Genomic DNA, 22,162 nt, shown 5'->3' with positions numbered 1-22,162 from the left:
AGCTGAGAACATCGGAAGCTGGGTGCGGTGAAAGTCGCACGCCCAGATTTAACAGAGAGGTGCCCCGGATAATACCGGGCATCGACTCTACCAGATGCAGAACGTGAGTCAAGAAGTTCATCAGAAATTCCCGCAGACAATTGGAAGGTTACAATTCTTATACTAATCTGCATTTTCTATTGGTTGCGGCCAGAGGTTCTTACCATTTTGGATTTTCTAATTCTCTATGGCAGTATGTCGAAGGTTAACAAATATATTTTTGCATTTTGCTAGTATCATCGCACATAGGTAATGCAGGTAACTTTGGATGGATAAATTAACTAAACCAGTGCGATTTTGGCTTTGTGCAACTATCCTAATTTTAGGTTTGATTGGCTGCGATCGCTTCATTACTACTTCTGGAGAACCAGTTGAGCGAGTCAGTGATGGCGATACTTTAGTCGTGAAAGATGCTGAGGGCAAAAATCTTACTGTGCGCTTTGCTTGTGTAGATGCGCCAGAAATAGCTCATACTAACAAAGAAAAGCAGAGTAAACGCATTAGCGATCGCAATCAATTTACTTGGGGTGTGAAAGCCCAAGAACGGGTGCAAGAACTGGTACAACAAGGAGGCGATCGCGTGACTTTGAATATCACCGATAGCGATCGCTATGGACGTAAAATTGCCGAAGTTCGTTTAAAAAATGGCACTTTTGTGCAACAGGTATTATTGCAAGAAGGTTTAGCAAAAGTGTATCGTCCCTATTTAAACAAGTGTCCTAGCAAAGACTTAGTTCAACAAGCCGAAGCTAAAGCCAAGGAACAACGGCTTGGCATTTGGAGTGATACTAAATTTGTCAATCCTTGGGAATATCGCAGCCTATATAAAAAAAAGTAAATTTTTTAGCATTGCATATTTGCTGAATGATTTACCAACTTCCAAAATTCTTCCCTGCCCCCTACTCCTCTCCCCAAGTTTGCAGTTGCAAATAAACTAGTATCAACGTCACTGCTAGTAACACCGTCGCTGCTGCTGCTGCATAACCAAAATCAAATTGAGCAAAAGCCTCTTGATAAATGTAGTAAACCAGCAAATTAGTCGAATTTAGTGGGCCACCGCCAGTCATTACAAAAACTTGCTCAAAACTCCGCAATGTAAAAATCGCGGTAGTGATGACTGCAAATATCACAGTCGGGCGCAATCCAGGAAGAGTAATATACCAAAATTGTTGCCAAGCATTTGCTCCATCCAAATCTGCTGCTTCATAACGACTGGGAGGAATTGCTTGCAACCCTGCTAAAAAAACTACCATATTGAAACCGAGTTGTTTCCAAATACTCATTAAAATAATTACTGGCATTGCCCAAAATGTGTCTCCTAGCCAGGCTATGTTTGGAATACCGAAAAAATCTAAAAGTCCGTTCACTGGCCCTGATGTTTGAAACAGCCAGCGAAATCCTAAACCGGCTGCCACAAGTGAGATAATTGAAGGCAGAAAATAGGCACTTCGCAAGATGCCCCGGAAAGGAATGGAGCGGTTTAATAACACTGCCAATCCCAAAGATATAACTAAACTGGGAATGATGGTGGCAACAGTAAAATAAAAGGTGTTACCCAGAACTTGCCAAAAATCGGGGTCGAGTAGCAAGCGTGTATAGTTTTTTAAACCTATCCAATAAATACCTTTTAAAGTGAAACTACCAGCAGTGAAACTGAGGTAGAACAAATAAGCGATCGGCCAAATGATAAAAACGCCCAGTAAAATTAGTGCTGGTGTGAGAAAAATCCAGGCAGCTACTGTATCATTATCCAACCACGACTTAGTATATTTTTTTTGCATCTATAATTAACCCTCTTAGCTATGACCCTCCGCCCTGATTCTACCCTTAGCTTGGTTTCCCCCAGCATTAGCTATGTATGCCGACAAGTCGCGCCTTTAAAACTGGGAATTATGGCTTCTGGGAATGGCAGCAATTTTGATGTAATTGCCCAAGCTATCCAAGATGGACAGCTAAATGCCCAAATTCAAGTTTTAATTTACAATAACCCCTCGGCTAAAGCAGCCGTCAGAGCAGCCAATAGAGGTGTAGAAGCTGTTTTATTAAATCACCGCAACTATAAAAATCGAGAAGAGTTTGATGATAAAATTGTGCAGACATTGCAGCATTACGATGTGGAATGGGTGATTTTGGCAGGTTGGATGCGATTATTAACATCAGTTTTCATCGATGCCTTTCCTGATAAAATTATTAATATCCATCCTAGTTTGTTACCTAGTTTCAAGGGAATCCATGCTGTAGAACAAGCCTTGGCATCTGGGGTAAAAATTACTGGTTGTACAGCGCATATAGCTTGTTTAGAAATGGACAGTGGCACAATATTAATGCAAGCCGCAGTACCAGTATTGCCGGATGATACAGCAGAAACACTCCACGCCAGGATTCAAATTCAGGAACATCGAATTTTACCATTAGCGATCGCTCTAGCAGCTTCTTCGTCAAAAACTACACTCAGCCCAATACACTTGGGTTAAAAGAAGACAAGGAACAGGGAGAAAGAGGACAAGGGGCAGGGGGCAGGGAGAAAAGGGGAAAAAGAACCTGCATCAAGCTTTTGACTTTCTCCCTGCTCCCTTGCCTTTTCCACAAAGCTATACACCTGAGTTTGCTTCAGTAGCTTGATACGCTTGTTGGAGCCTAGCATGATCTAGAGTAAATCCTACTTGCATTGCTATCTGAGTAAATAAATCAATTTCAGGCTGTTGCCAATCACGGGGGCCAGAACACTGATGTGCAATTAATAAGCCAAATAGCTGGTCATCTTTCATAATGGGTGCTACTAAATTTGCTTTTACACCAAAGGATTCGAGCAGGTTAATGTGACAATCAGCCAAACCGGCCTTGTAAATGTTGTTTGTTGCTACAACACGACCAGACTGGTACTTTTCTACATAGTTTTCTGTGAAACAAGGGTCGTAAATTTTAGACCGCAAAACTTTGGGATAACCTGGAACTACTGATTCAGCAATTATAATTCCGAACCAATTAGCGTAAAAGCTATAAACTAATACTCGGTCAACACTCAGTGCTTTGCGAACTTCTTCCACAGTGGTTTTGATGACATCCTCTTCGTTAAGTGATTGGCGAATGCTGCGGGTAATATCCACCAGTAAATGACTTCGCCTACTTTCAGCTTCGATTCGTTGCAAGAGCCTGGCATGGTCGAGAGCAAATCCCACTTGCATAGCTATTTGGCCAAATAAATCAATCTCAGATTGTTGCCAATCACGAGGTTTGGAACACTGATGTGCAATTAATAAACCAAATAGCTGTTCATCCTTAAGAATGGGGGCTACCAAGTTTGCTTTGACAGCAAAAGATTCGAGTAGGCTAATCTGATAATCAGCCAAACCGGCTTCATAAATGTTGTTTATTGCTAAAACGCGACCAGACTGATAATCTTCTACATAGCCTTGACCAAAATATAAGTCTTGGATTTCAGAGCGCAGAACTTTTGGATAGGTGAGAACAACTGATTCGGCAATCACAGTTCCAGAGTAATTAGCATTAAAGCTATAAATCATCACTCGGTCAGTACTTAGTACTTTCCGAACCTCTTCTACAGTGGTTTTAAGGACATCCTCTTCATTGAGTGATTGGCGAATGCTGCCGATAGTATCCGCCAGCAATTGACTTTGCACACTCTCAGCCTCGATTCGTTGCACGAGTCTTGCATGGTCGAGAGCAAATCCCACTTCCATCGCTATTTGGGCACATAAATCAATCTCAGACTGTTGCCAATCACGGGGTCTAGAGCATTGATGTGCAATTAATAAGCCAAACAACTGTTCATCTTTGAGAATGGGTGCGACCAAATTTGCTTTCACACTAAAGGATTCGAGCAGGTTAATATGACAATCAAGCAAACCGGCTTCATAAATGTTATTCGTGGCTTGAACGCGACCAGACTGATACTTTTCTACATAATCCTGAGCGAAACATGGGTCTTGGATTTCAGACCGCAAAACTTTGGGATAACCTGGAACCACTGATTCTGCAATCACAGTTCCCGACCAATTAACGTTAAAGCTATAAACCAGCACTCGGTCACTACTCAGTGCTTTGCGAACCTCTTCCACGGTGGTTTTAATGACATCCTCTTCGTTGAGCGATTGGCGAATGCTACGGGTAATGTCGATAAATACCTGAGCTGTATCTGCCTTCGTATCAACCTGTTCTAGAAGTTTGGTGTAGTCAAGGGCGAATCCTACTTGTATAGCTATCTGAGTGAACAAATCAATCTCAGACTGCTGCCAAAAGCGAATTCTAGAACACTGATGTGCAATCAATAAACCGAATAACTGTTTGCCTTTGAGAATTGGTGCTACTAAATTAGATTTGACAGCAAATTGCTCTAGCAACTCAATATCACTCTCACTAAGATCGGCTTGATAGATATTATCAATAGCACGGATTAAACCATTCTGGTATTTTTCTATATACCCTGCTTCAAACCCAGGCTCAGAGACTGTAACCCCTAATATTCTAGGTAAACCAGGTGCTACTGACTCAGCGATAAAGGTTCCATTAGAGTTAGAGTTGAAGCAAAAAATGGTTACGCGGTCAATGCTTAAAGCTTTACGAATTTCTTCTGAGGTAATTTTGAGAACATCTTCTTCATTGAAGGATTCTCGAACCCATCGTGTAACTTTCATTAATAGTTGGGAGTAATCAGCTTCGGCTTCTTTCTCCTTTATCAAAACTGAAAGCAACTCTGTGAATAAGTTTATGTTTCTCTCTAACATTACTAATTCATCTTCGTTAGCAATGAAATATTGAGTAAACTCACTGTCTGGACGCAGCTTGTTTTTGATACTATTAGAAATTGCCGCAGCTTTACTGACTCGACTAATAGCTCGATTAGTGACAAAAACAGCGATCGCACCTGTTAAAATTGCTGTTACTCCCATACCAGTTAACAAGAGCAACAATTGTCTCTGTAGAACTAGTTCAGTTTCTGTTGAACTTGCTGCACTCTCAAGTCTTACTTGCGGAATTTGTTTGGTAATTAAATTAACACCGTAGTAGTAAGTAGCTGTTCCCATTGCAACCACAGGAAGCATACTAATGCTTAGTGCCCAAACAATTGCTTTAGTTTTTAAACTCCATTTTTGTTGCCGCAGCCTTTGTTCACGATTTCGTCTTGCTTGGTTTTGAGAAAAAGACTGATTCATAAATGAAACCTGGATTGCTGCAATTGAGAATCAAGTAAATAACCTCTCCACCAAATTCTACACAAAACTTATTAAACAAGGATTGGCTTTCAGGAGTACTTTAAGGCACTAACCTTTTACGTCATACCCCATAAAGCTTTTGACCTCAAAAAAATCAGGTCTGATTAACGGGCTTGTTAACAATAAAATGGCGTAGGCGTAGCCCATCGTAGATATCGCTTTGTTTAATGTCTTATTTTCTCATTAGGTGTTGTAGTTTTCTGGCAAAACAGCCAAAAAATCTTTCTTTTTCAACAAGAACCATACAGACTTATCATAAGTTACCTCACCGCTCAGAAAGAGAAGGAACAACGTGATAATAAGCCTTTAAGCCCATTGACAGAGAGAGACTTACTACTCACTTTCCTTAGATTTGTATAGCGGCACTATGTGCAGAAAGGAGTTTGGGTTTAAGTATATTTATTGTAGTCTACTTGACTAAATAGCGCTGTACCTGCGAACACACAAACACACTTTACAAAAAAATTAATATATATAATCAAATCTGAATTGATATTTAATACAACTTAACCATAACTTAGAAATATTGAAGCTATAGTTACAATTGCTCATAAGGCTATAAATAAACTTCAATTTGTAGTTAATAGAGGTTTAATTTTAATTATATAAAGTCCTTTTTTTTTAAGTAAAATTGAAAATTGAGTTAATACAACTTAAGCATTGCTTATAAATGTTGAAGCTGTAGTTCTAAATGCTCAAGCTGTGATTAAAACAACTTCTTCCGTAGTTATTAATGCTTCGCTTGGGCTACCCTTTGGCACTAATTCCTAGAAGCTCAATATTTATTTTTTAATTGCCGTAATTGCGATATTTTCCAGAAATAGCTAGAAATCCAATTGGTAATAATGTGAGCGACAATCGGCACTAATAAGTTGCCAGTGAGCAGGGCACTATATGCAAATATCATCCCTACAATTGTTGCCCAAATCACATAAGGCCATTGTTGGGAACCACTAAAATGCAAGATGCCAAAGCAAAGACTAGATACAATGACAGCCAGATGATCTAAGCCTAAAGCTGGCAGCATTACACCTCTAAATAATAATTCTTCACTCAACCCTGGTAGTAACCCCAGCCAAATTAAGTCTGGTAAGGTTAAGGGCCTTAGTACCATTTCTAGATAATAATCTGCACTTTTACGATAGGCAGTCCAAACGCGATAAGCTACGCCACTTAATGCGGTTATGACCAATCCTAACCCTACACCCAAGAGCAACTCTCTTCGGTTCAAGTCCCAAGAAAATAAAGAAAAATTGCCAAGGTATAACGAGAGTTTGGCGACTATCAACAAAATGATTGCAGTCGCTCCCATCGCCCCAAGTATTTGGATGCGCGTCAGGTATGGAATTTCTGGCTTTTGCTTTTGTTGTTCAATCACAGGTTTTTAAGAAAGAGGGGGCATTGGGCTGGGGAGCAGGGGAAAAGTAAAAACTTCTAACTCCTAACTTTTAATTACTGGCTGTAAAGGTAATAAGTTGGGACGGAGAGCGTCGGGATTAATACCTGCTTTGTGTGCTATTAATACACCCACTGCTTCTAAATATGAGTTTACCTGTATAGATTTGATCCCCAACGGTTGGGGAGGAACTTTTATTAGGGTTTCATTTTCTTTTACTGTAATTATGTGGCATCGTCTTTGGCTTAAACTCAGTAAGGCACTGCTACCACAAGCATTTGCTGGTACGATCGCAGCATCTACTTCATCTACCCAAATATCTTCTTGCTGCGATCCAATTGCTCCTCTCTCTATTATAAATTGTGGGGCACGACTTAATCCTACAAGGACGCACGGCAAAAAGGTATAGCCCAATTCTTCGGCGGCGGAACGGGGAGATAAATCAGGTTGCGGAGGTTCACTCAAAAGAGCAGGAGAATGGGCGCAAGGAATTTGAAAGGTTCGCACTAGCAAATGGCTAATTACGGCTTCTGCACCCGCCAGAGAATCTACGCCTTCACCTTGGCGATATTTCTGTACTGCTTCCTCATCCATATCATCGGGGAAACGGGCTACAACTGCGATCGCTTCTGCCCCCGTTTTTTTAATTAATATCTCAGCTGCTCGTAATAAACTATCTGGGTTGCCAATTGTTCCCCAACTAGCTCCCGATGCTGTAGTCCGCAATTCTACATTTAATGGGGCATCAGTAATTACATAATCAGTTAAAGTCAATCCCAGAGTTGCTCTGACTGCATCTGCTGCTTGTATATGTCGTAGCCGTAACTCTGGCTCAATGCCTTGGTCTAAAAGCAAACCTACCTTGTTACTGCGGACTGGACGCAAACCCCAGCACCCAGAAGCGAATTTGTCAAGCCCGTAACCTTCAACATAGAAAGCGTTTGGAAGATTCCAGTATAAACTTGCGCCATTCAAAACATTGGGATGAGTAATTAGGCGATCGCAAACTTGTGCTATAACTTTGGCAATAGGTAAAGCATCTCCTGCATAACCGCCAATGGCAGCCCCAACGCCTGTTGGTACGATTAAGATAGCGGTGTATGGACGATTCATTTTAAGTTATTTCCCACTCTCCAGGGCTATTTCGTTCTAAACATAAACTGCCCAGAACTAAAGTCCGTTAAAACGGGCTATAACCTTTTCTTAGTCGTCTTGAGACGACTTTCGCTGTTAGACTCAGAATTCATTCTGAGGCGGGCTAGATGAAAATGAAATAACCTTTGCCCACTCTCAACTTTTAACTTCTAACTCAGCACTGGCTCAATGCCCCACTATCGCTAACAGCACTTTTTGTCACCACAGCTTCAACTGTAGCTTTTTGTTCGTCAACATCCACAGAAGTAACTGCCCAACGCAGGGGTTCGCCTTGTTTCTTTAACTCTGTTTCAATTACTTCTAATAATTCTGCGGGAGTTTCTTGTAAATCAATTTCTGCGGTAATAAAATGAGTCGTCATTTTGGTAAATCCTGTTGATTTGTAATTTCTAGAATAGCTGATATCAGTTGCGATGAAATACTTGTGTTATTTATGAGCTTCGGTAATGTTAAATGAGCAGTTATCAATAATCAAAGCATATAGCCATTTTCAATCCGGTGGGTACAAGTATGCAAATAGACCTAACCCCCTAACCCCCAACTCGTCGCGGGAAGGGTGGAAAAATTCAAAGCCTCTCTCCTAAAAGGCTACGGTGTAAACACAAGTCTAATTACCCCCCTTAATCCCCCCTTATAAAGGGGGGAAACCGGAAATCTAGTTCAATCCCCTTTATAAGGGGAGGGAAACCGAAAATCTAGTTCCCTCCCCTTTGCAAGGGGAGGGTTAGGGTGGGGTAAAACTTTGGTTAATCAACTATTTAAAACTTGTGTGTACACCGTAGCCTAAAAAGAGAGATGAATGGAAGTGACGTCAAAATTGTACCTCACGCTTATCGAGAACCGCTATATATTGACAACTGTTTACTAATTATTTGCTTTTACCAAATTGCAACTGATAAACTACATCTTCTTTTTCCGTCTCAAGTTTCAAATCAGAAAGGGGTTTGGCAATACAAAGCAATACGTAACCTTGCTTTTGCAAATTTGGACTAACGCCCATACCATCAGTTTGATCCACAGTTCCCTGGCTTATTTGACCGGCGCAAGTTGTGCAAACACCTGCATTACAAGAACTCGGCAGTTCCAAACCAGCAGCATCGGCAACTGATAAGATCGTTTCATTTTCAGGAACTTGCAAGGTGTGAATTTTGCCTTGGTGATCAATTTCTACGGTGTAAGTTTTGGGCATATACAAAAGAAGCGTGATGCAACGGACAAATTTATTAGTTTATCTGAATTAGTTAAAAATATCCAGATGCTACTATAAAAATTTAGGTTAAATAGCGAAAATTATAGCAACTAATTCTGAATAAGTTATAGATTAGTAACATTAATTACTATACAATACACAAATAAATTAGTTAAATTTGCTTACTATAAAATATGCGCGTAGGCGTAGCCCGCCGTAGGCATCGCGTTTCCTTAGAGACTGTATCTGTAAGCCTGCCTTTTGGCATTGCTTCAATGTCTTGAAAAGTTGACACCACACAAAAGAAAGCGGCTTGGTCGCTTTATGTGGAATTGGTGACGCGCATTGCTGTGCAACCTTTGGAAGTTGACCAGGGTTTGGTACGAGAAGCGATGAATTCTCTTTATAGTTTATTTGGTACAACCCGCGAAGTTCTCAAAGCCGCCGGGCCTGATGTGGGTGCTTCTCATGATTCAGTGGGGGGAATTGCGTTGGCGTAGCCCGCCGCAGGCATCGCAGTGTTGAATATGGATTTCAGCGATTATAAGGGAATGTGCGATCGCTACTAACTCACTTACCTAAATCGACAAGATTGATCTATAGTCGGAGTCTCTTCAAGTTGCACCATTATTAGAACAGCTGGTGCATCGCCTACTGTTCCAGATAAGTGACCTTTATGACCTTGCGCGTCTGCTTTCGTACCCTGATCTTCTCCAAAGGAAATTTCGCCTTCCCCCATCTCGACTCGCTGTCCGTCCATAGTCTCCACAAACCAGCGTCCCGACAAAGGGATGATCCACTGGGGTTTCGGGTTCTCATGCCAGTTACCAACCCATCCTACGGGTAGCACAGTAAAGGTGATTGTAGCACCGGACTGTTTCAAATTAGAAAGCCACTGCGGTGAGGTATCCGGGGCTATGCCCTTTTCCATAAAGTCTTCAATTTGACAACGAGATTGGTGACTTATACCGTCGTTGTCAGTCCAGACGTGCCAATATTCAATTGTTGGTTTGGGTGATGAGTTATTCTGCATAATAATGGCTCTTTTTGATCTGAAATGTATTGAAAGGCGAATTATAAATTAGGAATTACGCAATTCTAACCGTATAATTGTGTCCTTCCCATTTGCTGCTTTCAATCCAGAAAAATGTAAAGTTGATTGGTTGTTCCTGATTATCAGAAATAGAAATATCTACAAAGCTAACTCCTATCTTTGTAGAAGTAGCAGGTGTAGTTTTGACAGTTTGCCAATTATCATCTGACCAGTGCAACTGAAAAGATGCTAAAGCGTGAATTCGCAATGTATAACCTTTTTTAACTTGGTCTATTTGTCGGTTAAACTTCCAGATTTCAAATGATTTACACTCTTGTCTTTCGCCTAGATATCGATTCGCCACCTGTGGAATTAAATCAAATACCTGACCATCATGATTTGACCGCAACATCTTGATATACTCTGCGTGCGCCCACATCAAAGGCATTGCAGAACCTGTTGGTTTTCCTAAATACAGATGGTTTTCAGGTATGTCTGCTTCATTCCAAACCTGTTCGGGTAGTAAACAAGTATCTGATGCAAATCTTTCCATCGCCTTAATATATGCTTTGACATCGCCGCCAATAGCTAATTCATAATGTCCCCGTTCTCCTGTTAAGAGAGGCCAAGCGCGTCCCTTACCATAACCAGTATAAGGACTGCCGTCTTCTTGCTGGCCGTAACCGTCGTGATTATAACGATGCCAACAAGGGCCAGCAGGTGTATCAACTTTTAAAACTGCGTCAATTACTTTGACAGAATCAACAATAATCGGATCATCAGGTTTGCGAATTCCATAGCGTACTAATTGTAAAAACCCACCATCAACAATTTCCTTCGCGGGAAATTCTGACGGTTCACCAGGAGGTTGACTGCTAATAAAAAGAGTCCCTTGGTTAGGATTTTCGTTGGGTTGAGGATTATTTATATCTGTAGGAGTAATCCGAATGTAATGGCGTTTGATGCCAGAAACTAAAGTTCCTTCAGTAGTAACTGTCCAAGCTTCGATATGAGATTCTAAAAAATCAGCGTATTCTTCTATAAACTTTGCTGTTGCTTCATCCCCACGTTCACGAACAAATTGAGCAGCACAAATTAAGGCGGCAATATTAGATGCTAATGTTGATGGTGAATAACCACTATTTTCTTCCCAGCGTTCTTGTTGGGTAGCTGGGCCGTGACGAATTAAATAACCAGCCGCCCGCAAAATCATCGGATAAATATCAAAATTTAAACAATTTTTTTGCTGGTGCAATAGCCATGCTAACAGAATGGGAAATGCCACCTCATCAAGCTGGATACCTTTCCAATAAGGTTTACCATCAACCCAGAAATTTTGGGGAAAACCTCCATCTTCCTGCTGACTAGTGGCGAGATAAATTAGCGATCGCACTGCTGTTTCTGTCTCACCAGCAGCCAATAAACCTGATACACTGCTAACCATATCCCGCGTCCAGACAAGGTGATATCCTCCTTGATCTTGGTCGTCTTTAGCTTCACCCCAAGGGATAGCCAGAGATGCAATTAAGGCACCGGGATAAGTCTTGTCTTCATGTGCCAACAACAGACTAATGCTGTTGTGATACAACTTCCCATGATCATAAGAACTATTTTCTAATGGTTTGATGCGATCGCGCGATCGCTTCCACTGTTCGTTATATAGCTGCTTCTGCTTTTCAAAAGGAATATTGAGTGACTGAAACAGTGTAGAAATTGCATTGTGCAGATTTGTGCCAAATGCTAATCCTAAAGTAAACTCTTTAGTGCTATCTAAATTTAGTTCTCCAGTCAGAGCCAGGTTGCCATCTACAGCACTGTCAAACTCCCAATCCATCTGAAAATTATCAGCTAAATCTGTCCAGCCATCACTTTCACCGACGTAGCCACAAGAAAGCCGGGTAAATGGAATTGTTGCACCCAGCGCTAACCATGTTCCTTGTTTCTCGGCTGTGAGAATCCGATGTCCAGCAACTTGTACAGCATAACCATTATTACCTCTACCTCCAACTTCTAGATGCGGCGCACACAAAGCGTATAGCTGGAGTTGGGAAATAAAATCGCTATTTCCTGTTAACTTTGTATGTTGTAAAATACAGGATAAATGCGGGTCAGCAATTACTTCTTTGATTACAGCATAACGCCCTTGTGGATCGGAATTAGTGATGCGATATCCTAAACCATGAGTCCACATCGGTTCAACTTTTGATTCGAGATGGCGTTTCTCTTCGTGAAAAAAGCTTTTTCCATCAGAAATTAGATACTGTAAATCCCGAACTTGTGGTTTATCTACTGTGGGATGGTAAATTTCAGTAACAACACCATTCCAGATAGTAAACCAAATGTTACTAGAAGTAGAGTAAGCTGTTCCGACTCCATCTTTATTCGCATGAGTCCATCGAGGCTCGATACCCGGTGAGCCGAAAGCCTGTCCTTGACCAATAATTTTTATCATAATTTATTGTGCAGTTTATTGCTGTAATTGATATTTATTTGATTAAAATTTATTGAGGAATTTGAGAAGTTTTTCGAGCAGCAGCTAAGGATTTAGCTTCAATAAAAATTTGTTTTATTTCAGGATGCATTTGGCGAATTTTTATTTCTAAACTTTCTACAGTTAATGCTATTTCTTCACCTGTCAGATTTTGAGCAAATTGAATTTCTAAGTTGAGTAATACTTCCTGTGGAGCAAGCTGCATTGTTAGTATACGGATAACTTCTTTGACTCCTGGTTCTGTTTTTGACAAAGAACGGATATTAGCTATGGTTTTAGGAGCAGCACTTTCACCAACTAATAATCCTTTACTTTCTCTCGCTAGTACCACCGCTACTATAGCCAAGATAATGCCAATAATAATCGAGGCGATGCCATCAAAATAAACATTATTAAATAAATGTCCTAAAAAGATTCCGATGAAGGCAACGAATAAACCTAAAATTGCCGCAGTATCCTCAAATAATATTGTCAATACTGTGGGGTCTTTACTATTTTTGATTGCTTGCCAAAAATTTTGTTTACCCTTGGTTGGCAAAAACTCTCTTAAAGCTACAATCCAAGAAAAACCTTCCAATAATATTGCTATAGCTAACACAATATAATTCCATTTTGGGTCTTCTAAAGGACTGGGATTAATTAAATGAATGATTCCTTGGTAAATTGACATACCGCCGCCAAGGGCAAAGACGAGGAGAGCAACGATGAAAGTCCAGAAGTAAAGTTCTTGTCCGTAACCAAAGGGATGGCTAGCATCTGCTGGCTTTTGGCTCCTGCGAATTCCCAGCAAAAGTACCAGTTGATCGACAGTATCTACAATTGAATGAATCCCTTCAGATATCATAGCCGAACTGCCAGTAATAGAGGCGGCGAGAAATTTAGTAATAGCGATCGCTAAGTTAGCACCCATCGCCGCATATATAGCTTTATTAGACGAATCAGATGCCATAAGAGTAAATAATAATTATGTATAAACTTCTAATTCACCATTGAGATGGGTAACTTCTACTAGAAAAGCCGAACCATTGTTGCTGTTATCAAACTAGGATCGACAGTAACTTTTGTAGGCATTGTCAATTAACCATTCTCTGTAAAACCTGGATACAAGGTCATACCACCGTCTACAAACAGTGTTGTACCGGTGACATAATCGGAGTCATCAGAAGCTAACCAAACTGCTGCTTTGGCGATGTCTTCCACATCTCCCACACGTTTGGCTGGAATCAGTTTTAGTAACTTCGCTTCTGCTTCTGGAGTATCCCAAGCTGATTTATTGATTGGAGTTTTGATTGCGCCAGGGGCAATACTATTGACGCGAATTTTGTGGGGTGCAAGTTCTTGAGCAATACTTTGCATCATCATATTTATACCGCCCTTACTTGCGGCATAATTAACATGACCTGCCCAAGGAATTACCTGATGCACTGAACTTATACAAATAATCTTACCTGCGGCAGATGAAATATCGGGCTGTACGCCTCGGCGTAAGAATTCTTTTGCAGCTTCCCTAGCACATAAGAATTGTCCTGTCAGGTTTACCCCAATGACTGTATTCCATTGGTCAAGGGTCATATCTACAAAGGGTGAATCTTTTTGAAGACCCGCGTTGTTGATTAAAATGTCAAGAGTGCCGAATTGCTGGAGTGTCTGGCTGAACATCGCCTTTATTTCGTCTTCTTTGCTGACATCAGCTTGAATGGCAAATGCTTCACCATTAGCGGCTTTGATATCATCAACAAGTTTTTGGGCTGATTCGGCTTCAGAATGATAGTTTACAGCGACAGCTGCACCTGATAATGCTAAATAGCGAGCGATCGCTTCACCAATTCCAGAACTAGCACCTGTCACAAGTGCTTTTTGACCTTTAAGCAGATAAGGGGAATAAACCATAATACTTTTTCAGAATTTTTGCTATGTATTTTCATTTGCAAAGTTTGAGGATAGCTGATATTGAAAACTTATGATTGAATCCAAATTGAAGCAAGCTGTCCTATATTGAAATTCTTATACCAATTACACATTTTGCTTATGTGTTTAATTTTTGACAGTTATTTTTGTGATTCTGGCATTACTTTAGAGGTTTGCAAGAATTAACGCTTCTAGCCATTGGAATAAAAAATATCTCTACCGAAAGAACTATAAAAATTTCATCACGATTTCATTATTGGATGAAATCTTTAAAGGATGAAGTGATTTGCATGTCTTTCTTAAGCAGGAGATAGATTTTATAATAATTTTGATTTTTTGATATAGATTTATTTATATAAGAGTTTGATTAATGACAAGTAACCATTTACTAAAGTTATTTATTAATCTTGTAGAGATGAATATTTTTAGGGGTGTATGATTATTGATGATAAAATTCAATGGATTTCTTTAGTAATCACCGATCGTGATACCCCAAGGAAAAAGCGATGTCTGCCTTACCTCTCAATAGCCAGAATCTACCATACCCCGATCCTTTGCACCCAATTATCGTTCACTTTGTGATTGCGATGGTGTTTTTTTCTTTTTTCTGTGATATTTTAGGCTATTTCACCCGCAACGTGCGTTTATTTGAGGTGAGTTTCTGGAATATGTTTGTTGCTGCGATCGCAATTTTCTTAGCGGTGATCTTTGGCCAATTTGAAGCAGGACTAGCACAAGCCCAGAAAGCAGCCCAGTCAACACTTAATTATCATACCGTCTTGGGTTGGTCATTGGCGGCGATTGTTGCGGCGATCGCAGCTTGGCGTTTTGTGATTCGCAACCGCAGCCCCCGAAAAGTACCACCTGCTTACTTGGGGGCTGCAACATTTTTAGTCTGCTTAGTGTTTTTGCAAGTGTATTTAGGGAGTAAACTGTTTTGGGTGTATGGGTTGCACGTCGAACCTGTAGTTCAAGCCATGAAACAGGGAGTTTCACCATGAACCCGCAACTGATTGAGCAGTTGAGATTGCGGCTAGGTGCTAACGGATTGCCTTACGAGATTCCTGTACATCCGCAGTTGGTGCATCTAACGCTGGGTTTGTTTATCATTGCCATCATTTTTGATATAGCAGGAGTGCTGTTTTCTTTAGAAAAACCAATTTTCAAATTTTTGGGATTGGCTGCCATCCGTTCTAGCTTTTTTGATGTCGGCTGGTACAACCTCATAGCAGCAGCAGCTATTACATTTTTCACGGTTGCGGCTGGTTTTTTTGAGCTACTTTTGGCAAATCCACCAGTCGATCAAAAAAGTGCTTGGGGATTGAGTGCTGGTTGGACGATGCTTTTACATGGTTTGGGTGGCGTTTTGCTGTTGGGGATCATTGTCGCCATGACTGTATGGAGAGGTTTGCAACGCTATCGCTGGCGTCAGGATGCTTCCAGACAGGTGCAGTGGAGTTACTTGTTAGCAGGGATTGCAATACTAGGCATATTATTCGTTCACGGAACATTGGGGGCGCATTTGGGAGAAGAATTTGGGATTCATGTTACTGCTGCTAATCCTATTTCTAAAAATGTTTATACCAAATAATTAAACGAGAATTTATTGAATTTTATGTTTAGTGTTTTTGAATATGTATTAATAGCGGTTTATGTAGCAGTGTTGCTCGTCGTCAGTCGGTGGATTGGGCAACAGGCCTTTTCTTGGATGCCTCCCCAAGCTACAGCAGAAGCACAACGGGTAGATGATTTGTTTAGCTTCTTAGTCTCAATTGGAGCATTTATCTTACTTGGGCTAATTGGCGTTATGGTTTATGCGATCGCATTCCATCGCGCCCCTCCAGAAGACTACACCGAAGGACACCCCTCTAGAGGTGATGCGAGGCTAGAAATATTGTGGACAGCAACCCCAACTTTGTTAGTAGTGTGGATTGCTTTGCAAAGCTTCAATATTTATCAGCAATTAGATATTTTGGGTCTAAAGCAAATTGTGCATTTGCATACACCCTTAGAATCTGCACCCGCTTATGCCGAAACCATCAGCGATGTCCCTAAACCTGCATCTGAAACTATTAATGTTTTCGTTAAGCAATGGGATTGGTCTTTTCGTTATCCAAATAACGTTACTAGCAATCAACTGCATCTGCCTATCAATCAAAGCACTCGCTTAAATCTGCAAGCGCAGGATGTGATCCACGGTTTCTATGTCCCTGAGTTTCGCTTAAAGCAGGATATTATTCCAGGGCGCAAGATTGATATTGTGCTAACACCCATTCGTGCAGGCAAATATCGGTTGAAAGATTCTCAATTTAGCGGTACTTACTTTGCCTTAATGGAAACGGATGTATATGTTGAATCCCTCGATCAATATAACCAGTGGCTCACGCAAACTGCTACTAGCGAACAAACTCCAGTAAATCAAGCAGTTGCCGAAAATATCCAACCACCAAAAACATTGTTTAATAGCGGCTGGTACACCGTTACACCTGCTCAACCTGGCATTGCCAATAAAAGGAAGCTAAATAATGACACATGATTTTAGTCAAGAAATTACCGGGGATCAAGAATCGAAAAATTCCCAGAATCAAGAGGGTAATAATTGGCGGGAATATTTCAGTTTCAACACCGATCATAAGGTGATTGGAATTCAGTACATGGTGATGACCTTCATGTTCTTCCTGATTGGCGGGCTGTTGGCGATGCTGATTCGGGCTGAGTTACTCACCCCAGAATCAAATTTGGTCGATCGCCCGCTTTATAATGGTTTGTTCACCATGCACGGGACAATCATGATTTTCCTGTGGATTATTCCCTTCAATGCAGGTCTTTCTAACTACTTAGTACCACTAATGATTGGAGCGCGGGATATGGCTTTTCCCTTGCTCAACGCCATCTCTTTTTGGATTTTGCCACCCGCAGGTCTTTTACTACTATCTAGCTTCTTCGTCCCAAACGGCACTGCACAAGCTGGGTGGTGGTCTTATCCGCCAATTAGTCTGCAAGTTCCAGGCGGTGAACTGATTAACGGTGAATTCTTATGGATAGTCAGTTTAGTTTTGATAGGCATTTCTTCAATCATGGGGGCTGTCAACTTTGTGACAACCATCTTTTGGATGCGGGCCCCAGGAATGACATTTTTTCGGATGCCTGTGTTTGTTTGGTCAGTTTTCAGTGCCCAGTTATTGCAACTGATTAATTTACCTGCCTTGACGGGTGCATTGATCCTGCTGTTGCTTGACTTATCCTTTGGTACACAATTTTTTAAACCTGATGGGAATGGCGATCCGATCATTTATCAACACCTATTTTGGTTCTACTCTCACCCAGCAGTTTATATCATGGCACTACCAGCCTTCGGTATTTTTGCTGAGATTTTACCTGCATTTTCTCGCAATCCCCTATTTGGTTATCGGTCAGTTGCGATCGCCACATTGGGTATTGCTTTCATCAGCATCTTCGTTTGGGTACATCACATGTTCACCAGTGCTACCCCCGGTTGGATGCGGATGACTTTCATGGCTACCTCAATGTTAGTTGCTATACCAACTGGTATTAAAGCCTTCGCTTGGACTGCCACCATCTGGAGAAGCAAGCTACATCTAGAGACACCAATGCTGTTTGCAATGGGAGGTGCAGCCATGTTTATTTTTGGCGGTGTTACTGGTGTAATGCTTGCTGCCACGCCATTTGATATCCATGTTAATAACACCTACTTTGTTGTGGGACACTTCCACTACATCGTTTTTAACACGATCACAATGGCAATCTTCGCGGCAATTTACTACTGGTTTCCCAAAATAACTGGAAGAATGTATGCTGAGGGTTGGGGCAAGTTACATTTTTGGCTGACCTTTATTCCTGCCAATATTACCTTCTTCTCTATGCACCCATTAGGTTTACAAGGAATGCTACGCCGAGTTTCTTCCTACGATCCGCAATATCAAGGATGGAACGTCATCGCTAGCTTGGCTTCATTTTTACTAGGAGCATCCACACTTCCTTTTATTGCTAACATAGTAGGCTCTTGGCTTTACGGGCCGAGGGCAGTTGACAATCCTTGGCACGCTACTGGATTGGAATGGACAACCTCTTCACCACCTCCACGAGATAACTTTGAAGAGATTCCAATTGTCACAAGACCTCCTTATGACTACGGCAATCCAATTTACTCAGTAATCGAAAATTCTAACAACATTGAGTAAGGAGTTAGACAAATTTTAATTACGAATTACGAATTATGCAACGTCGCACTCATATAGATGAAAGTCCTATCCGTTTTGATCTGTGGCGGCGACGCTTGCCAAATTGGTTACAGCGCTTCCTACCAAGTGGTGGCGGTAGTCATGAAGATCATCATGGTAAAGGAATGTTCGGGTTTACCGTGTTCCTGCTGTCAGAAAGCATCATTTTTTTGAGTTTTATCTTTACTTATGTAGCTCTGCGACTGAATACTACTAATTGGCTACCACCTGGGATTTCTGGGCCAGAATTGTCTACACTTGTGATTATTAATACGGTAGTATTACTTTCTAGTAGCTTAGTCATTCAACCAGCAGAAAATGCCCTCAAACGTAATCAACTCAAGAAATTTCGTTGGCTATGGCTAATAACGATCGCAATGGGTAGTTACTTCTTAGTTGGTCTGCTAATTGAGTGGAAAAATCTCGATTTTAAGATTACTACAGGGTTAGTTGGTTCGACATTTTACTTACTAACAGGCTTCCACGGTCTACACGTCCTGGCTGGTGTTGTGCTTCAGATAATTATGCTGATTCGTTCATTCATCCCAGGCAACTATAATAAAACTCATTTCGGGACAAGTGCGACTACTCTGTTTTGGCACTTTGTTGATGTAGTTTGGGTCTTTCTTTTCTCGCTTCTCTACCTTTGGCGAGCATAAAAACATTCAGAAATTTCAGTATTTTAAGGAGTAATGTGATAAATCTATTCTTACAAGACATACCAGCCTCAGAACTCGCACCAAAAGCAATTCAAGAAACTCCAGCACCAGGTCAAGATCCACTAATTGCACGCGGATTACAAAAAGAGCAATATGCTGGCATTATTGGGTTAGCGATCGCTCTAATTGCTGCTGTCGGATTTTTTAGTCGCAGAGTGGAATATGCTATTGGATTTGCTGTGTTCCTCAGCGCTATTTTGATGGCTTTATTTTTACTCATCTAGTAGAAGCTCTCATTAATAAAACATTCTAATTTAACAAGATTTGTGAGGGATTTTATGAACAACCCAGTTTATCAAACTGTGATTATCGGCGGTGGTTTTACCGGGCTATTTACAGCCTTACATTTAGCTCACGAACATTATCCTCGTTCTGTTATCTTGATTGATAAAGATGAGCGCTTTTGCTTTAAGCCGCTACTATATGAATATTTCGACGGCGAAATGGATAGCTTTCAGGTAGTCCCGCGTTTTTCGGAACTACTTAAAGATAGTGGTGTCATCTTTGTGCAAGATACAGTGCAATCAATAGACTTGCATCAAAGAGAAGTTAAATTAGCTTCTGGAGACTCCTATAATTACAGTAACTTAGTATTAGCTTTGGGCAGTGTTACTGGCTATCATCAAGTTGAAGGTGCTAGAGAAAATGCCTTTCCTTTCTGGACGCAAGCAGATGCGATCGCTCTTGAACATCATTTACACGATTGTTTGCAAAAAGCCATCCAAACTGAAGATTTAGAACAACGCCAAAAACTATTAACAGTAGTCATAGTTGGTGGTGGTGCAACTGGTGTAGAAATGGCAGCTACTCTAGGGGATTTTCTACCACATTGGTATAGCGCTTTAGGAGGTAATTCAAGTGAAATTCGGGTGGTATTGCTTAATCATGGTCAAAAAATCCTTGATGGCGATATTAACGATCCACTACGCCCAACTGCTGAGAAAGAATTACAAAAACGCACTATACCAATTGAAATTCTTACGGGATCAGAAGCCACTGCTATTCACCCTAACACAATTGAATATAAGAGCAATAATCAAGTTAACATACTGCCAACATACACCACAATTTGGACTGCTGGTACTTCCATTCATCCACTAATTCAAGACTTACCAATTCCTAAAGAACATCGGGATCATCATAACCGTCCCTTAGTCACTCCTACTATGCAACTGCTCGACTTTCCAGAAGTTTTTGCAGGCGGTGATTGTGCAGCAGTTCAGGGTAGTTCACTATCACCTACAGCCCAAGCTGCTTATCAACAAGGAGCTAATATTGCTCATAATTTGAAAGCGATCGCTCTCGGAGAAGAACTCAAACCTGTTAAGGTTAACATCCGAGGAACTCTCTTAAAATTGGGGTTAAATGATGCAGCCGCTAACCTTTTTAATGTTTTTGAAGTTGCAGGCGAATCTGGGCATTTAATCCGTCAAGGCACTTATTTAACGCTATTACCAACACCAATTCATGACTTTAAAGCAACAACTGAATGGGTGGATGAAAAGATTTTCCATCACCACCTTGACCCTCACGATGTAGGTAAAAAAGTTGTGCAAGCAGTGGAAGTAGTTGGTGCAGGAGTTGTAGGTGTTTTAGTTGCCAGAAAATTATTAAAAATGTTGGGAGACGAGGAGAAAAATAAATAAGGAGCGGGGAGTGGGAAAAAGCTTTTAACCTTGACAGAACTCCTTTAACAGAACGTTAATTATAAGTACAGAGGCTGTTGAATATGTCTAGTCAAACCGATGTACAAGTACAAAAAATTAGAGCTATTGGCTTAACAGTAACAAACTGCAATCGCTCTTTGGATTTCTATACACAAGCACTCTTGTTTGAACTTGTTTCTGACATTACTGTTGAAGGACAGGATTACAGCGATTTAGAAGGTGTACCTGGAGCAAAAATTCGCATTGTCACTTTAAGATTAGGTGATGAACTTATCGAGTTGATGGAGTATCTTAATATTCAGGGTAAACCCATCCCCAGCGATTCACAAAGTAATGATTTGTGGTTTCAACATCTGGCTATTGTAGTGAGTGATATGGATCGTGCTTATGCTCACTTGCGTTCATTTCCCATTGAACCAATTTCAGTTGCTCCCCAGACAATACCACTTGAGAATAAAGCATCTGGTGGTGTCCGCGCTTTTAAGTTTAAAGACCCCGATGGTCATGATTTAGAGTTAATTTGGTTTCCGCCTGATAAAGGAAAAGATAAATGGCATCAAAATAGTCATCGCTTGTTTTTGGGAATCGATCATAGTGCGATGTCTACGACGGGCTACGCCTACGCTATTTCCAATACCGAGCAGAGTCTACACTTTTACTGCGACCTCCTGGGAATGCAAATTGATAGCCGCAGCCTCAACTGGCGTGCAACCCAATCTCGCTTGGATAATTTACCAGGAGCCGAAGTCAAAATTACAGCATTGCGACCTGTTCAAGATGGTGTGGGAATTGAACTGTTAGACTATATTGTGCCTGGAAAAGGCCGCCCAATGCCGAGTGACTGGAAAAGTTGCGATATTGCACATATCCAAATTGAGCTACTTGTAAATAATCTTGAGCAGTTAGTGGATAAGCTACGGCGTAACGGAGTTGAGTTTGTATCGTCGCGGATTGTACAGTTTAGCGATCGCTCATTTCCTTATCGGCAAGGTTGTTTAGTTAAAGATCCTGACGGACACGCAATATTGCTAATTGCGGAATAGCTAGATAAACGTCTCCAATGAGGCATTTTAACGATTTCTTCGGTATA

General features: G+C 40.9%; 20 protein-coding genes and 1 pseudogene. 11 read left to right on the top strand and 10 right to left on the bottom strand.

Features of this window, described 5'->3' with window-relative positions:
* The first annotated feature begins 307 nt into the window (after positions 1-307).
* Entirely contained in the window at positions 308-877 is a 570-nt protein-coding gene (locus V7K25_RS25330) for a thermonuclease family protein (protein ID WP_335161730.1), read from the top strand.
* A gap of 61 nt (positions 878-938) precedes the next feature.
* Here the strand turns inward: V7K25_RS25330 and V7K25_RS25325 are convergent, their stop codons facing one another.
* Positions 939-1,820, bottom strand: coding sequence for a carbohydrate ABC transporter permease (locus V7K25_RS25325; protein ID WP_335161728.1), 882 nt, complete (start codon positions 1,818-1,820; stop codon positions 939-941).
* Between the two features lie 21 nt (positions 1,821-1,841).
* Here V7K25_RS25325 and purN point away from each other — a divergent pair, with 21 nt between their 5' ends.
* Positions 1,842-2,513: a phosphoribosylglycinamide formyltransferase gene (gene purN / locus V7K25_RS25320; protein WP_335161726.1), complete on the top strand. Its 672-nt coding sequence runs from the start codon at positions 1,842-1,844 to the stop codon at positions 2,511-2,513.
* A 117-nt stretch (positions 2,514-2,630) separates the two neighbouring features.
* Here purN and V7K25_RS25315 read toward each other — a convergent pair whose 3' ends face one another.
* The 5 genes from V7K25_RS25315 to V7K25_RS25295 form a co-directional block, all read right to left on the bottom strand.
* Positions 2,631-5,213 carry a GAF domain-containing protein gene (locus tag V7K25_RS25315; RefSeq protein WP_335161724.1) on the bottom strand — a complete coding sequence of 861 codons (2,583 nt, stop codon included), beginning with the start codon at positions 5,211-5,213 and terminating at the stop codon, positions 2,631-2,633.
* Between the two features lie 835 nt (positions 5,214-6,048).
* A complete protein-coding gene (locus V7K25_RS25310) occupies positions 6,049-6,651 on the bottom strand; it encodes a CPBP family intramembrane glutamic endopeptidase (RefSeq protein WP_335161722.1) in 603 nt (200 codons plus the stop codon).
* A 63-nt stretch (positions 6,652-6,714) separates the two neighbouring features.
* Positions 6,715-7,782, bottom strand: coding sequence for a DUF3326 domain-containing protein (locus V7K25_RS25305; protein WP_335161720.1), 1,068 nt, complete (start codon positions 7,780-7,782; stop codon positions 6,715-6,717).
* Between the two features lie 196 nt (positions 7,783-7,978).
* Positions 7,979-8,185 (bottom strand): hypothetical protein, encoded by a 207-nt coding sequence (locus tag V7K25_RS25300; protein ID WP_335161718.1) that lies wholly within the window; start codon positions 8,183-8,185, stop codon positions 7,979-7,981.
* 507 nt (positions 8,186-8,692) lie between these two features.
* Entirely contained in the window at positions 8,693-9,013 is a 321-nt protein-coding gene (locus tag V7K25_RS25295) for a 2Fe-2S iron-sulfur cluster-binding protein (RefSeq protein WP_335161716.1), read from the bottom strand.
* 194 nt (positions 9,014-9,207) lie between these two features.
* Here V7K25_RS25295 and V7K25_RS25290 point away from each other — a divergent pair.
* Positions 9,208-9,510 (top strand): annotated as a pseudogene (locus tag V7K25_RS25290) (hypothetical protein); the annotation flags it as partial.
* A 77-nt stretch (positions 9,511-9,587) separates the two neighbouring features.
* Here the strand turns inward: V7K25_RS25290 and V7K25_RS25285 are convergent.
* From V7K25_RS25285 to V7K25_RS25270, 4 genes are all read right to left on the bottom strand, one after another.
* Positions 9,588-10,046, bottom strand: a complete 459-nt coding sequence (locus V7K25_RS25285; RefSeq protein WP_335161715.1) for a cupin domain-containing protein — start codon at positions 10,044-10,046, stop codon at positions 9,588-9,590.
* Positions 10,047-10,101: 55 nt separating this feature from the next.
* Positions 10,102-12,498: a glycoside hydrolase family 15 protein gene (locus V7K25_RS25280; RefSeq protein ID WP_335161713.1), complete on the bottom strand. Its 2,397-nt coding sequence runs from the start codon at positions 12,496-12,498 to the stop codon at positions 10,102-10,104.
* 49 nt (positions 12,499-12,547) lie between these two features.
* A complete protein-coding gene (locus tag V7K25_RS25275; protein ID WP_335161711.1) occupies positions 12,548-13,486 on the bottom strand; it encodes a cation diffusion facilitator family transporter in 939 nt (312 codons plus the stop codon).
* Between the two features lie 128 nt (positions 13,487-13,614).
* On the bottom strand, positions 13,615-14,427 hold the full coding sequence (locus V7K25_RS25270) for an SDR family oxidoreductase (RefSeq protein WP_335161709.1): 813 nt from the start codon (positions 14,425-14,427) through the stop codon (positions 13,615-13,617).
* Between the two features lie 524 nt (positions 14,428-14,951).
* Here V7K25_RS25270 and V7K25_RS25265 point away from each other — a divergent pair.
* From V7K25_RS25265 to V7K25_RS25230, 8 genes are all read left to right on the top strand, one after another.
* Positions 14,952-15,446, top strand: coding sequence for a DUF2231 domain-containing protein (locus tag V7K25_RS25265; protein ID WP_335161707.1), 495 nt, complete (start codon positions 14,952-14,954; stop codon positions 15,444-15,446).
* Positions 15,443-16,036, top strand: coding sequence for a DUF2231 domain-containing protein (locus V7K25_RS25260; RefSeq protein ID WP_335161705.1), 594 nt, complete (start codon positions 15,443-15,445; stop codon positions 16,034-16,036). Before V7K25_RS25265 ends, V7K25_RS25260 begins: the two co-directional genes overlap by 4 nt.
* A gap of 24 nt (positions 16,037-16,060) precedes the next feature.
* Positions 16,061-16,981 (top strand): cytochrome c oxidase subunit II, encoded by a 921-nt coding sequence (locus tag V7K25_RS25255; protein WP_335161703.1) that lies wholly within the window; start codon positions 16,061-16,063, stop codon positions 16,979-16,981.
* A complete protein-coding gene (gene ctaD, locus V7K25_RS25250; protein WP_335161701.1) occupies positions 16,971-18,647 on the top strand; it encodes a cytochrome c oxidase subunit I in 1,677 nt (558 codons plus the stop codon). Before V7K25_RS25255 ends, ctaD begins: the two co-directional genes overlap by 11 nt.
* Positions 18,648-18,682: 35 nt before the next feature.
* Positions 18,683-19,345 (top strand): cytochrome c oxidase subunit 3, encoded by a 663-nt coding sequence (locus V7K25_RS25245; protein WP_335161699.1) that lies wholly within the window; start codon positions 18,683-18,685, stop codon positions 19,343-19,345.
* A gap of 38 nt (positions 19,346-19,383) precedes the next feature.
* Positions 19,384-19,629 (top strand): hypothetical protein, encoded by a 246-nt coding sequence (locus tag V7K25_RS25240; protein WP_335161732.1) that lies wholly within the window; start codon positions 19,384-19,386, stop codon positions 19,627-19,629.
* 54 nt (positions 19,630-19,683) lie between these two features.
* Positions 19,684-21,051, top strand: coding sequence for an NAD(P)/FAD-dependent oxidoreductase (locus V7K25_RS25235; protein WP_335161697.1), 1,368 nt, complete (start codon positions 19,684-19,686; stop codon positions 21,049-21,051).
* A gap of 83 nt (positions 21,052-21,134) precedes the next feature.
* Positions 21,135-22,115 carry a VOC family protein gene (locus tag V7K25_RS25230; protein WP_335161695.1) on the top strand — a complete coding sequence of 327 codons (981 nt, stop codon included), beginning with the start codon at positions 21,135-21,137 and terminating at the stop codon, positions 22,113-22,115.
* The last annotated feature ends 47 nt before the right edge of the window (positions 22,116-22,162 follow it).

Source organism: Nostoc sp. (assembly GCF_036919495.1).
Taxonomy (GTDB): domain Bacteria; phylum Cyanobacteriota; class Cyanobacteriia; order Cyanobacteriales; family Nostocaceae; genus Nostoc.
This window is presented reverse-complemented; position numbering and strand designations above follow the sequence as displayed.